At 44.7% G+C, this 14,383-nt stretch carries 12 protein-coding genes; 11 read left to right on the top strand and 1 reads right to left on the bottom strand.

Annotated features, from left to right (window positions below):
• The 8 genes from ABXS75_12320 to ABXS75_12285 all read left to right on the top strand — a co-directional run bounded on the left by ABXS75_12320 (position 1) and on the right by ABXS75_12285 (position 7,658).
• Positions 1-1,125 carry a radical SAM protein gene (locus tag ABXS75_12320; GenBank protein XCP83853.1) on the top strand — a complete coding sequence of 375 codons (1,125 nt, stop codon included), beginning with the start codon at positions 1-3 and terminating at the stop codon, positions 1,123-1,125.
• A 3-nt stretch (positions 1,126-1,128) separates the two neighbouring features.
• Positions 1,129-2,253 carry a radical SAM protein gene (locus tag ABXS75_12315; protein XCP83852.1) on the top strand — a complete coding sequence of 375 codons (1,125 nt, stop codon included), beginning with the start codon at positions 1,129-1,131 and terminating at the stop codon, positions 2,251-2,253.
• Positions 2,254-2,287: 34 nt separating this feature from the next.
• Positions 2,288-2,554 carry a hypothetical protein gene (locus ABXS75_12310; GenBank protein XCP83851.1) on the top strand — a complete coding sequence of 89 codons (267 nt, stop codon included), beginning with the start codon at positions 2,288-2,290 and terminating at the stop codon, positions 2,552-2,554.
• A 297-nt stretch (positions 2,555-2,851) separates the two neighbouring features.
• A complete protein-coding gene (locus tag ABXS75_12305) occupies positions 2,852-3,619 on the top strand; it encodes an ABC transporter ATP-binding protein (protein ID XCP83850.1) in 768 nt (255 codons plus the stop codon).
• Positions 3,612-5,615, top strand: a complete 2,004-nt coding sequence (locus ABXS75_12300; protein ID XCP83849.1) for an ABC transporter permease — start codon at positions 3,612-3,614, stop codon at positions 5,613-5,615. The genes ABXS75_12305 and ABXS75_12300 overlap by 8 nt, the downstream gene beginning before the upstream one ends.
• A gap of 220 nt (positions 5,616-5,835) precedes the next feature.
• Positions 5,836-6,876: an alpha/beta hydrolase gene (locus ABXS75_12295; GenBank protein XCP83848.1), complete on the top strand. Its 1,041-nt coding sequence runs from the start codon at positions 5,836-5,838 to the stop codon at positions 6,874-6,876.
• A 12-nt stretch (positions 6,877-6,888) separates the two neighbouring features.
• Entirely contained in the window at positions 6,889-7,236 is a 348-nt protein-coding gene (locus ABXS75_12290; GenBank protein ID XCP83847.1) for a DUF2007 domain-containing protein, read from the top strand.
• Between the two features lie 77 nt (positions 7,237-7,313).
• The gene (locus ABXS75_12285) at positions 7,314-7,658 is read left to right on the top strand and encodes a cupin domain-containing protein (GenBank protein ID XCP83846.1); all 345 of its coding nucleotides are present in this window, start codon (positions 7,314-7,316) and stop codon (positions 7,656-7,658) included.
• Between the two features lie 159 nt (positions 7,659-7,817).
• Here ABXS75_12285 and ABXS75_12280 read toward each other — a convergent pair whose 3' ends face one another.
• Complete coding sequence (locus ABXS75_12280; protein XCP83845.1) at positions 7,818-8,924, bottom strand: histidinol-phosphate transaminase; 1,107 nt, start codon at positions 8,922-8,924, stop codon at positions 7,818-7,820.
• 77 nt (positions 8,925-9,001) lie between these two features.
• On the opposite strand from ABXS75_12280, the gene ABXS75_12275 reads away from it, so the two are divergent.
• From ABXS75_12275 to ABXS75_12265, 3 genes are read left to right on the top strand one after another with little or no spacing between them, the layout of a single operon-like run.
• The gene (locus tag ABXS75_12275) at positions 9,002-12,295 is read left to right on the top strand and encodes a DUF5717 family protein (protein ID XCP83844.1); all 3,294 of its coding nucleotides are present in this window, start codon (positions 9,002-9,004) and stop codon (positions 12,293-12,295) included.
• A gap of 30 nt (positions 12,296-12,325) precedes the next feature.
• Positions 12,326-13,612: a DUF5716 family protein gene (locus tag ABXS75_12270; GenBank protein XCP83843.1), complete on the top strand. Its 1,287-nt coding sequence runs from the start codon at positions 12,326-12,328 to the stop codon at positions 13,610-13,612.
• The gene (locus ABXS75_12265) at positions 13,587-14,348 is read left to right on the top strand and encodes a hypothetical protein (protein XCP83842.1); all 762 of its coding nucleotides are present in this window, start codon (positions 13,587-13,589) and stop codon (positions 14,346-14,348) included. The genes ABXS75_12270 and ABXS75_12265 overlap by 26 nt, the downstream gene beginning before the upstream one ends.
• Positions 14,349-14,383: the final 35 nt, after the last annotated feature.

Genomic DNA, 14,383 nt, shown 5'->3' with positions numbered 1-14,383 from the left:
ATGAATGATTATAAATTGATTTGTGAATATTTAGAAGGTGGTATGCGGTATATTGATCGTAGTGATGCATATAGGTTCATCGGTATCTATAAAGAATTGCTAGGAGAGTATGAAGTACATACTATGCGTCCTATGTGGGTAGGGTTGAAAGTGACGTCTAAATGTAACTGTAATTGCATTCATTGCTGGGTAGAGAAAAAACAATATACACCGACTTTTGAGAAAATAGTTCTGGCTTTAGATAAATTAAAAGAGCTGGAAATTATGCATATTACAATAAGTGGCGGTGAGCCATTTTTAAGGCACGACATATTTTCAATATTACAAGAAGTAAAAAAGCATAGGTTTCATTTGGAAATTTTTACTAATGCATCATTACTAAATGAGAGCAAAATAAGTAAACTAGCACAAATTATAGATAGTAGAGATGTGGTGCAAGTTAGTTTTGATGCTTCAAATGAAGAAATTTTTAATCTTCAAAGAATAGGAGGGGATTTTTTTACATTGATGAAAAATATTCAATTACTAGTAGATTATGGAATTATGGTTCGACTTAACTTTACTGCAACGCATAACAATCAATATGATATTAGTAAGGCTTTTTTTGAGGCATTAAAACTTGGTGCAGCTACTTTTAGCCTTTCTCATGTGTTTGATATCAATAAAGGCGAAAGCTTATACGATAAAGTTGATAAGGATTTGTTTTTAAAAGAAATTAACAATTGTTTAGCAATTTCCCAAAAAAGTAGAATGGAATTTAGGCCATTTATTCCAATAGAATATTATAGTAGCAGAGCAAAGAAATTAATGCGGCCCAATAAGAGGTTAAAGCAACACTATCCTATTTTGGATTGGTTTATTCATTCTGATGGTTCGATATATCCAGACGTGACATTAGAATATCCAGAATTTTGTTTGGGAAATATTTATATAGATTCAGTTAAAGAAATACGAAGTAATATTAAAAAAAAGGAATCCAAATTATTTTATAGAGATTTATCTAACACAAAGTGTGAATATTGTGATCAATATTATTTATGCCAAGGAGGAGAAAGAGGAAGGGCATATAGAGATAACGATAAACTAGACAGCCCGGATTCTCGCTGTCATGCATTTGAGGAGTAATAGATGGAAAGAACAAAATTATTAGAGAAATATTTTTTATATAGAACAAATTTACTAAAAAGTGAACCTATAAATCTTGAAGAACTAATTTATTTAGAAATGAGAGATAAAGCAAAAATGATGAAAACATCATTACCAATAGCGATAGGACTCAAAATCACTGACAAATGTAATTTCAAATGTGAACATTGCTTTGTGGAAAAGAAGGTTTTAAAAGATATGTCTATGAAAGTTGTAAAAGATATTTTAGATGGCTTTGGAAATAGTCTTCCTTATAGGATATATCTAACTGGTGGTGAACCATTTCTAAATCCTAATATAATGGATATTATTAAGGTTATCAAGGAAAAGCACATTTTTATGTCAATACATACGAATGGTTCACTTCTTACGGAAGAAATTGTTAAACAGTTAAAACAGTTTTTTACCTCAAAAGATTATTTGCAAATTAGCGTCGATGCTGCTGACGATAAATTATTTGAGGAGATACGAAGGGGTGGAAATTTATTTGAAATAATTTGTAATTGTCAAAAATTAAAAAGTGCAGGAATAAGATTCATTTTGAATACTGTTGTATCTAATAAAAATGTCGATGGTTTGAGAGAAGTGTATAAATTGGCTGAACATATTGGAGCTGAGCAAATCAATTTTTCGCCGCTTATGGATTTGGAGTTCGTAAAAAATATTTTTTTACCATCAGATGGAGATTTATTAAATGCATTTTTGGATGTCTTAGAATATCATTTTAATTCTGGGTGTCCAGTGAAAATTAAACAGGATCCATTGCCAGTGCCATGGGGAAATAATGAACTGAATCCCTTTCTATGCAAAAGTCCATTAATATGTGCGGCTGGAAAAACAGAGGCTGAAATAGATATGTATGGAAATATGTATTTGTGTCCATTTTTATATGAATCGGAGTTTTGCATGGGTAATGTATTAGAACAGGGTTTAAAAAAAGTGTGGCAAAATGAAAAATTTGTTACTTTTTCGCGTAAAAAATGGAGTGAAAATATATTATGTAAATCATGTAATTCTTATGATACGTGTAATTCTGGGTGTATAGCATACGCGATTAGGAAAAATATGGATTGTGATGGGCGTTGTACTAAACAATTAGTTAAATAGTAATTGTTTAGAGTTATGGAGAGGAATAAATATAATGAATATTTCAAGAAATATATATTATAGATTTGAAGAAAATATTGATAATGGGACTTTATATATATATATATATGATGAAGAAGTTGTTATCAAATCTAAAGAATTTACATATCGAGTTCTAAAAGGAATCGATCAAGGGAGTTCAATTGAAAAGATTGAAGAGTCTTTAGAATTGTGGTATGAAAGCTATTCTAAAAAACAGATTAAAGAACTTATTGGACAAGTGATTGAATTTCTAGAGTCACATAATATTATTTATGAATAAATCTAAATCTTGACATTAAGAAAGTTCTCATTGTGGATGAGAGAATTTTCGCATAGGATAAAGAAAATACAGAGATGATTAAAGTGGTGTTATTGGAAAATGAAGAATTAGTACTCATTTTAGTCAGTTATCACCTGCGGGAAACAAAGAAAAAATATTACACAGAAATTTGGGGTATCGGTTAAATCTTTCAAAAGTGTAAGAAAGACGTAATGTGAATCTATGGCAAAGAGCGAGCATGTCTAGTATACTGTGTTTGTAAGTCAAACGAATACAATATGGAAAGGCGGACATAGAATGGCATTATTGGAAGTAAAGAATGTGAAAAAAACGTATACCACCCGTTTCGGGGGGAATCAGGTACAGGCGCTTGCAGACGTGAGTTTTGCGGTGGAGCCGAGAGAGTTCGTGGCGATCATGGGCGAATCCGGCTCCGGAAAGACGACCCTTCTTAATATCCTGGCGGCGCTGGATAAGCCGACGGGAGGAAAGGTATTTCTAAAAGGGCGGGATCTGACAACGGTAAAAGAGAGGGAGATCGCGGCGTTTCGGCGGCAGAATCTGGGATTCGTATTCCAGGACTTCAACCTCCTCGATACCTTTTCTCTCAAGGATAACATTTTCCTGCCGCTGGTGCTTGCCGGAAAGAAGTATGAGGAAATGGAGCGCCGTCTGGAGCCGATCGCCAGGCAGCTTGGCATTCAGGAACTGATGGAGAAATTCCCTTATGAGGTTTCCGGAGGGCAGAAGCAGAGGGCTGCGGTGGCCCGGGCTTTGATCACGAATCCGCAGCTCGTCCTTGCCGATGAGCCCACGGGAGCGCTGGATTCTCGTGCTTCCGATGAGCTTTTGGAGCTGTTCGGGGAAATCAATGCGAACGGGCAGACGATCCTGATGGTGACCCACAGCGTCAAGGCTGCCAGCCACGCAGGCCGGGTGCTTTTCATCAAGGACGGGGTGGTATTCCATCAGCTTTACCGCGGAAACCTAAGCAACGCAGAGATGTACGAGAAAATCTCCGACACGCTGACTGTCATCACGACCGGAGGTGGGAAAAATGCGTAACTTCTTTTATCCGCGGTTAGCGATGATGAATATCAAAAAGAACGGAAAAATCTACACTCCCTACCTGCTCACCGGCACCTTCATGATCGCCATGTATTACATTATCAAATCGATCGTCTACAACACCGGAATCGACAAAATGCCGGACGCCCGGGATGTGAGGAGCATTATCGGAGTAGGCGTTGCGATTGTTGCCGTATTTACTGCCATCTTTCTCTTCTATACAAACAGCTTTCTGATGAAGCGCAGAAAGAAGGAACTGGGGTTATATAACGTATTGGGACTAGGGAAACGGCATCTGGTAAGAATGATGATCTGTGAAATGGTGATCGTTGCAGTGGGGACTATCGGAGCCGGAATCGTAAGCGGTATGGTACTTAGCAAACTGATTTTTCTCATATTGCTCAAGATTGTGCGTGTTACGGCTCCGCTGGAGTTTATGATCGAGCCGAGGGCAATCGTCGAAACTCTCGGCTCCTTTGCAGTCATTTATGCAGTGATACTGCTGTTTAATGTATGGCAGGTCATGCGCGTAAATACGATCGAACTGTTGCACGGCACTTATCAGGGAGAAAAAGAACCGAAGACACGATTCCTTTTGACTCTCGTTGGCGTGGTTACTCTGGGTGCCGGTTATTACATTGCGTTTACTGTGGAACAGCCGCTTGCCGCGATTACCATGTTTTTTGTCGCTGTTGTTCTGGTCATCATCGGAACCTATGCTCTGTTCGCGGCAGGGAGCATTGCCTTTTTGAAACTGCTCCGCAGGAATAAGAAATATTACTATCGAACGAACCATTTCATCTCGGTTTCGGGTATGATCTACCGAATGAAACAGAACGCGGCGGGTCTTGCGAACATCTGTATTCTGAGCACCATGGTGCTTGTGGCGGTATCCACGACGGTGGCCATGTATTGGGGCATGGAGGATATTATGCTCACCCGTTTTCCCTATGATTTCACCGGAGTAATCCGCTATGCCGATGATGACAAAATGGAAGCGTTCCGGGATATGGTGGAGGAAGAGACTAAGAAGCTGAACGTTGAGTTCGAGCAGCAAATCAGCTTTCAGAGCGCCAGCTATCTGACAAAAGCGGAGGGTGAAAATTCTCTGTCAGTGCCCAAAGATACGGACGATTATACTTCCTATGTAAGTTTGGGAATGATCGTGAAAGCGGTTCCGCTCTCCGATTACAACCGGGTCACAGGAGAGAACAAGACTCTTAAGGAAGATGAGATTCTGGTATACAGGGCTTCGAGAAACGCCACTGTGGAGGTGAAAAAGGGAGATTTTACATTTGGCAGCAAGAACTTTCGGGTGAAGGAGGTACTCGATGCGTTTATAGAAAGTGGCAATACGCAGATGAATGCGCTGGATACCTTGTATATTATCGTGAAGGACCGAGCTGTAGTTGCGGATTTATGGGAAATATCGGGAGAGCCTGATGTGATAGGGGAACTTCAAATTGACGGCGAGCTGAGTTATGATTTCAAAGGCGATAAAAAGACGGTGAAGAAGCTGACAGACGCACTTGCTGCACGCTTCGGGGAAATGAATCTGGACGGATACGTGGAAGTGCGAGAAGACCACAGGGCTGGTTTTTACAGTTTTTACGGCGGATTTTTGTTCCTTGGCATCTTCTTTGGAATCCTGTTCCTGGTGGCAACGGTGCTTATCATTTACTACAAACAGATTTCAGAAGGATACGATGACAGAGAACGGTTCCAGATTATGCAGAAGGTAGGAATGAGCAAGCGGGAGGTCAAGAAGGCAATCCATAGCCAGGTGATTTCCGTATTTGCCCTGCCAATTGTTGCGGCGATCATTCATATCTGCGTTGCGTTTCGGGTCATTTTCAGGCTGTTGGTATTATTGAATCTGAAAAATGAAGTACTGTTTAGGAACTGTACGATCATAACAATCGGAGTATTTTCTATCATTTATGTGATCGTATATCTGATCACGGCAAGGGAATATTATCGGATCGTGAATTAAGAAAATAGTTGAAATGGTTTGAACTCTGGCGGGCACATATTTTCCGAAAATGGAAGGAGTGCCTGCCGGAGTTCATTTGTTTGCTTATTTTATTTGCAAAGCAGAAAGGATTTCGAGGCAGCTTGTCCGCAAAGTTTTATTTTACCTTGCAGTTGTCAGGGACTCTGTCTATAATAGAAGTAACATGCAACTTGATTCTGAGTACAGGGGGATAGGACATATGCAGATGGAACGTAGAAATATCTGGGAGGCCGGAGAATACGGGTATCCTTTGGCGCTTGGGTTTGAGCCCAATCTTATGGTTTATCTGGAGGAAGAGAAAGGTAGCGGCGCGGACGACATGTCGCAAGGTTCGGCTAAGGAGAAGAAGCCGGTGATGCTGGTCGTCCCGGGCGGCGGGTACTGCTTTGCTTCTCCCACGGAGGGCGGGATTGTTGCAAAACGCTTCACGGATATGGAGTATCAGACTTTCGTGCTGACTTATACGACTAATCCGCTGATGGCCGTGCCCCTTGAAGATCAGCCCATGAGGGATCTGTCACGGGCGATCCGCCATATCAGGAAACATGCCGAAGTGTATGGAATCGATCCGGACAGGCTGGCAATCTGCGGTTTTTCTGCCGGCGCGCATCTTTGCGGCAGCGTCTGTGTGCATTACCGGGACGTGGCAGAGGAGAACCCTGACTATGCGGCCTATTCTTGCAGGCCGGACGCGGCTATCTTAAGTTATCCGGTCATCACTTCCGGAGCATATGCCCACCAAGGGTCTTTTCAGGCGCTTGTGGGGAAGGATATTGAGGAGAGGACACAAAAGCTGCGGGAATATTTTAGTCTGGAACGGCATGTGACCTCAGAGACTCCGCCATGTTTTATCTGGCAGACGGTTCCTGACGCTACTGTGCCGGTGGAAAACAGCTATCTGTTTGCCGAGGCGTGCAAAAAGCAGGGCGTTCCCTATTCGCATCACGTATTTAGTTATGGCTGGCATGGCCTGTCTCTGGCGGACGATACATTTACCGCAGGTGATTTTGGCGACCCGTATCCGATGGAGCAGATGGTCAGGACTTTGGAGGCAGCGAGAAATGATACTTTACCGGTTTTCATTTCAGAAGAGGAGAAGGCGGAGTTTCTGGAAGAAAACAAGGGTATCGTAGCCCATGTCTGCCGGAAGATTTCGGAGGAGTTCTGGATGCCGGAGGTGGCGATGTGGCCCTATTTGGCTGAGAAGTGGCTTGCCTGTCAGTGGAAGAGCAAAGAATAATAGGAGGGTGTAATGGGAAAGAAAAAGGAGAGGGAAGGCTTTGTGAAGATTGCGACGGTACAGAACCGTATGGAAGCGGAGCAGGTGATTGCACTTCTTAAGAAGCAGCATATTCCGGCATATTATAATGGTGGATTTATGGATGTTTATACAGGAGGAAACCCGGCCCGGGGAGAGGATATCATGGTGCCGGAAGCATATAAGGAGACTGCAAAGAAGCTGATAAAAGAGTTTGTGATCATCGGAGGAGCAGCATCGGGACAGCGCAAGGTCAGCTTCTGGCAGCGCGTGGTGGTCTGGATTATATTGCTGGGAACATTGGGGGCACTTATATTTTCATTTGCATCGAGTGTATTGTAAACGAACAAAGCAGTCCCTTGAAAGAGTGAAAACATAGAGAATTAAAGCAAATAGAATAGAAATGGAGGTACAACACAATGACAAAACCAGAAGAAAGAGAAATCATAAAGGCGGAGCACGCATACGGCGGTGAGGGATATATCCTGAAACAGCCGATCATCACGGGGGAGGAGTTGGGAGAGCATTGTAAAATGTTCAGCGAAGTGACTTTGAAACCGGGGTGTGAGATTGGTTACCATGAACATCATGGCGATACGGAGACGTATTTTCTTACCAGGGGTGCGGGAATCTATAAGGATAATGGGAAGGAATATCCGGTAGAAGCGGGGGACGTGACCTTCTGCAAGAACGGCGAGGGCCATGGGCTTAAGAATACCGGGGACGAGGATCTGGTGTTTACGGCGTTGATACTGAAAGCATAGCATAGGATTACACTTTTATTGTCAGAGACAAGGCTGAATCGCTAATCATACGATTCAGCCTAATTTTATGGTTGCCATGTATCTAAGGAGATTTGTTCCGGAATTTTGGGCTATAGACTCTGTTTTAAATTAGTTGACGGCAAGGTTCAGGGTTGTATGTTAGCAGACATGCTCTTCAATAAAACGTTTGATTCCATCGAGCAGTCTGTCATTTTCGGCGGGAGCCATGATACAGAACCGGATAAATTCCCCGTCCAGGCTGTCGAAGGAAGAGCAGTCGCGTACCATCATCTTCTCTTTGATCAGAAATTCAAACAGGTCAAAGGAGGTCACACCGGGGAGATCGAGCTTTACCAGTACGAAGTTCGCATAGGCTGGATAGACAGTAAGTTCTGAAAAGTTTTTTAAAAAAGAACACATTCTATCCCTCTCACCTAAAATCAATTCTCGGGTTTCTCTGATATACTCCTGGTCTGTGAGCATGAGTTCCCCGGCGAAAGCTGCCAGACTGTTAAGGCTCCATGGGTTCTGCATTTGCGCAAGCGTCGCGAGAAACTGTGGATTGCTGGTCGCGCCATATCCGAATCGCATACCCGGAGCGGCAAAGAACTTGGAGGTGCCCCGCAGCACCATGAGGTTCTCATATTCTTCAACCAGAGGCATCGCGGAAATCGCTTCCACCGAAGGAGCGAATTCGACGTAAGTCTCATCGATCATCAGAAAGCTTCCCGTTTCCCGGCATACATGAAGAATCTGACGAATCTCGGAAACCGTTAGGGCGGAAGAAGTCGGGTTATTGGGGTTGCAGAGAATGATAAGTTCATAGCCCTTGCGGATCTCGTCGCAGAAAGCGTTAAGATTCAGACGGAAGATATCTGATTCCTTCAGATTAAAAAAGTGAATCTGTCCGCCAACCAGAGAAAGCTCCCGTCCATATTCGGAATAGGTAGGACCGAGAAGCAGCGCCTTTTCGGGGCGCCTGGTCTGAATGAGAAGAGAGATCAGCTCCGTGGAACCATTTCCCACTACGACGTGTTCCGGGCGTGTTCCGCTGTAGACACTGATCACTTCCTTTAAAGAGGTGTAATTCCTGTCCGGATACGTGGAAAGCACGTCCAGATTCTCCTTAAGCTTCTCCTTTACCGTTTCCGATAGTCCCAGGGGATTGACGTTGGCTCCAAAGCAGACAATCTCCTCCTTGGGTATATGATAATATTCCTCAATAGCTTCCAAATCACTTCCATGAAACTGCGGTTTGCTGTTCATTTATTATTGCCTCCATTCTCGTTTCGTGATATTATATATTATAATGTCTTTTTGAAAAAATGCAATGCAAGAAGTAGGTGGCAAGTTTGAAAAACAAGATCAAAAAATTTTCCAAAGGAGATTTCCGTCTGGCGCGCCCGGACATTGTATTCTCAGACACACATTTACTGTTGATCATCGGAGAGGGCGAACTCTATCATGGAAGTTTCACTATAAAGAACCGGAAAGAAGGAAATGTCAGAGGACTCGTATATCCTTCTTCTTTTCGTGTGCATATGGAGGAACAGGGATTTGAAGGCAATCCGGTAGAACTGACCTTCACGTATGATGGAAGAGGTCTGAAACCGGGACATGTTGAGCAGGGAAGGTTTACGATCGTCTGCAACGGCGGAGAGTATGATGTCACATTTACCGCGATCATCGAGAAGCCCTATATCATGACCTCCTATGGCAAGGTGCAGAACGCCAGAGATTTCAAGATGCTTGCCCTTCAGGATTTTACAGAGGCTCAGAGGCTGTTCCGTTCCCGGGATTTCTACGAAGTGATCAAGTACGAGGAACCGAAGATCAGGGCTCTCTATGACAATATGAGAAAATGGTCCTTAGGCGAGCAGGCGATGGAGGAATTTCTGGTTGCCATTAAGCAGAAGGAGTGTATCTTCCTGACGATGGGACGGACCCAGCGTACCTTCCGCAATCTGAAGGAGGCGACCAAGGAGACCATTCATTTTACGAAGAATACCTGGGGCTATATGCCGGTAAAGGTACATGTGGACGGAGATTTCATACAGATCACAAGGGATAATTTCTCTACTGATGATTTTGTGGGAAACCTGTTTGATTTCAGCTATATTATTCGGCCGGAGAAGACCCACGCGGGCAATAACTACGGCAAGATCGTATTTGAGAGTCCTTATGAGGCGCTGACGTATGAGGTGACCGTTGCGAACCATAAGAATCACGCAGATGACAGAAGAGATGCGCAGCTTATTTTTGCTACTGTGCTCAAGGGATTTTTGTCCTGCATGGGTGGAAGGGGCGAGCTTGGGGAGTGGGCGGCCGATGCCAGACTGCAGCTTGAAAAGCTCAACATTTACACGCGGGACGGCGATGTATATCCGCTCCTGAATGCGCATATGTATCTGCTCTGCGGTGAAGACAAAAAAGCGGAGGATTTGCTGGAAGGCTACAACTATAATCGATTTGCCATCGGAAAAGATCCAGTTATTTCTTCTTATTATTTATATTTGACAGCGATCCTGAAAAAAAGCGGAAGCCATGTGAACCGCGTGGTGGAAGAACTGAATAAATCCTATATGAAGAATCCAAGGTCCTGGCAGATGGTGTGCATGCTGGTAGATATCGATCCGGAATACCGCAATTACAGCAAGCGTCTGCAGGTTCTCGAACGCCATTATAACAACGGAGCTAACCAGCTTATATTGTACTGGCAGGCATTCAAATGTTTCCTTCAGCAGCCGACATCTCTTAAGAAGCTGGGCTCTTTTGAAGTGCAGATTTTGAATTTTGCCATCAAATATCGTCTGCTTACCAAGGAGATCGCGTTGTATACGGCGAATCTTGCGACCCAGCAGAGAAATTATGACCGGAATCTGGAGCTGGTTTTGGGAAAGATGTACAAGATGTTCCCGGATACCATGATCCTTACGGCTCTCTGTACGCAGCTTATCCGCGGCAGCCGTATGGACAGAAGCTGTTTTGGGTGGTATGAGAAGGCTGTGGAGGAGGATTTGAAGATCGCACAGCTCTACGAATACTACATGATGACGATAGATGATAATTTTGTAAAAAAAGAGTTCCCCAAATCGGTGTACTTGTATTTCATGCATGGGAATTCACTGAATTACAGGAAGGCGGCGGTGCTTTACGCCAATGTGATCACCTTCCAGGACGAGGCGGGCGAGCTTTATGCCTCCTACCGGGAGCAGATGGAGCGCTTCGCGTGGGAGCAGCTTGAGCATCGGAGAATCAGCAATACCCTTCGAATCATTTATAAACGGTGCTGCACAGAGCGGGATCTGACGCCGGAGCGGGCAAAAGCGATGTATGATATCTGCCATGCTTATGAAGTGAAGACGAAGATGACGAATATGTCTTTTGTTATGGTCATTGATCCGGACAGCCGGATCTCCATGCGGGTTCCTTATAACCCGGACGGGACGATCATTTATCTATATGAGAAGGACTCCAGGATCGTCTGGGAGTCCAGGGACGGCCGCCATTATATGGATTCCATTCCTTATGAGACGATGCGCCTTTTCTATGAGAGCCGTTATATGGAACTGTGCCGGAAGGCCGGGCAGGAGGCCGTGGAAGGCGAATATTGGCGGGTGACGGAAGAACTGAACTGGAAGAATCTAAAAGAATTCGGCGTGGATATCTTTGAGGAGACGGAGGTGTTCCGGCTCTGCAGTATGCGTATCCGTGAGGAGGGCTATGAGGAAGACGACTTCCTTAGTTATATCTGCTACGATATGTTTTCAAAGGGCCAGTACGATAAGGTGACACTGACCTATCTGGCGGAATACTACTGCGGCGCGACAGCGGACATGAAGAAGCTGTGGCATGTGGCGCGGGATTATGATGTGACGACGTACAAGCTGTCGGAGCGGATCATTACGCAGATGCTGTTCTCCGAGATGATGTTCGGGGAGGAAGAGATTTTCGCGGATTATTACGAGGGGCGGACCTATTTCCGGTTAAAACAGGCATATCTGGCCTATGTTTCCCGTGAATATGTCGTGAACGGGCGCCAGGTGAAGGGCTGTGTCTTTGTGATCATTGCAAATGAGTACCGCAAGGACGAGGAACTGGCGGATATCTGTAAGATTGCGCTTTTGAAATATTATTCTACAAGGGAGGTCCATAGGGAGCTGGAACCGATGTTGCGGGAATTCCTGCGGCAGATGTGCGAGAAACAGCTGTTCTTCTCCTTCTATCTGCAATATCCGGAAGGATGGCTCAGAGAGGTGCAGCTTTACGATAAATCCATGATCGAGTATCACGCAAGGCCGGGAAGTAAGGTGGCGATTTCTTATCAGATCCGTAAGGGGGAGAGTGAGAGCCTGAACTACCAGCGGGAGGTACTGCTGCCAGCCTACGAGGATACCTATGTCAAGACGTTCATTTTGTTCGAGGACGAGACGATCCGGTACTATTTTACTGAGACGACGGAGAATGAAACGATCGTCACGGATAAGAAGATATATGAGCCCAAGTCTGTGAAACCGATCGGCAGATACGGGAGACTGAACGATATGGCAGGGCTTAAGGAAGGCGCGTTGTCCATTGCCATGACTGAGTTTGCCGCGGAGAAAAAGCTGGCGGAGGAGATTTTTGTGGCGTACTGATGCCTTACATAAGAAGGAGGAAATACTTTCATGTCACACGGAAGTATCATAGGATACGATATCAATGCTAAATTGTGTCAGATCAGCTATTATAGCGAAGAGAGCCAGGAGCCGGAGACGTTGGAGACCGGAGTGGACAATTACCAGATTCCGCTGGCGCTGGCGTACTATAAGGACATCTGGACGTATGGGAAGAGTGCGGAGCGTATGGCGACGGTAAGGGGCTGCGTGCTGGTGGAGAATATCTGGAACAGAGCACTGAAGAAGGAATGTCTTAAGATTGAGGGAAATGAATTCGAGGCCGTACATCTTCTGGCGGAGTTCATTCACCAGACGCTTCTTACATTTAAGAAGATCGACAGTATTACATTTACGGTACCGGAGATGAGTGAGGATATCCGCTATCTGTTGAAAGGAATTGGCCAGAAGCTGGGAATCCCCAGGGAAGCGATCTATGTCCAGGATTATAAGGAGAGCTTCTGTCATTATATGTTCAACCAGCCGAAGGAATTGTGGCAGTATGAGGCGGCATTGTTCTATTGTGATGAAGATGTGATTCGCGCTTTCATGCTCAGAGAGCTTAAGACAGGCTATCGAAAAGGAAAAGAGAGCTTCGTCACTGTGGATAAGGTGGCGGAAGCGCAGATGGAGGAACTGGAAAGCGTTTATCCGGTGCTGAATGTGGATAAGGCGAAGGCCGCAGATGAGCATTTCAAATGCTTTATTCAGAGTGTGTTCGACAAAAAACTGGTCTCTTCGGTATTCCTTACCGGAGACGGCTTTGAAAATAACTGGTATCCCAATTCTCTTCGTGTGCTCTGCAACGGGCGGCGTGCTTTTATGGGAAATAATCTGTACAGCAAGGGAGCTTGTTATACTGCCATGCGGAGAATGGAGGAGGACCAGATGGACGCTCCAATCTATCTGGACGCGACGAAGATGACGGAGCAGATCTGTCTGAAAATGAGGATACACGGGGAAGAGAACTGGTATCCGCTTGTCGCGTGGGGATCGCACTGGTATGAGGCGGACAAGCAGTGTGAGGTCCTGATGGAAGATACGGGAGATGTGGAGATTCATATAGAATCTCTTGTGACCGGAAAGCTTCGGGTGGAGACCGTGTCCTTTGCGGGACTTCCCGAGCGGAAGAATTATGCGCTTCGGATCCGGATCCGCACCATGTTCACGGACGAGAGGACTTGTCACATATTGTTTGAAGATATCGGGTTTGGTGAATTTTTCCCGCCGACAGGATTTTCGGTGGAGAAGGTGATAGAATTAGGAGGCAGCAATGGGCAGTTTAGTTCTTTGTCATAGAAAACGGGCGAAACACCCTTATGAGATTTCCAGAATCCATAAACGGATCTATACCATTGAAGAGTTGTGCTATTACCTGTGTAATAATCTGTATTTGATCGACTATACGATCATGAATGAGCAGCTCTGCCGCTGGCTTAGCGGGGAACTGGAGCTTACTGCACTTTCGGAGGAGCTTCTGGAGCTGATCAAGAATCACGGTTCAGTGGAGAAATTTGTGCTGACTGTGCTGGAGGATGCGAGGATCTATACCCAGGGAGAGCTTGCACATATCCAGAATGTACTGGAAAAACTGAAGAATCAAAAAGAAGTAGAACGTCAGAAATTTAAGGCAGATACGCTCATGGAGAGCGGAGAACTGGAATCGGCGATCCTGGTCTATATGTCGATTGTGAATGGAGAGCGCGATGACTCGGTGGACAAAAGGTTCTACGGGCGGGTGTACGCCTGCCTTGCGGGGGCCTATGGACGAGCCTTCCTCTATGAGGAGGCCGCTCGTATGTACGAGAAGGCTTATAAGATCTGTGAGGATAACCGGATGCTGGAAGGATATCTCTATGCGTGTTACCGGTACCTTCCGGTAGATGAATATCAGAAGATGATTACGCAAAATGATATCTTTTTAGATGTAGATAATAAACTGGCGGAAAAGATCAAAAAGGTGAAGGAAGATATTTCCTTTGAACCGTCAGAAAGACTTTGGGAGGAGTGGAAGAAAGAGTATCGAAGAGCGTAACTGGAAGCATAGGATGACAGGATGATAATGGAAAA

The sequence above is a fragment of the Roseburia hominis genome (assembly GCA_040702975.1).
Taxonomy (GTDB): domain Bacteria; phylum Bacillota; class Clostridia; order Lachnospirales; family Lachnospiraceae; genus Allocoprococcus; species Allocoprococcus hominis_A.
Note: the sequence above shows the minus strand (reverse complement) of the source record. Positions and strands in the feature narration are given on the sequence as shown.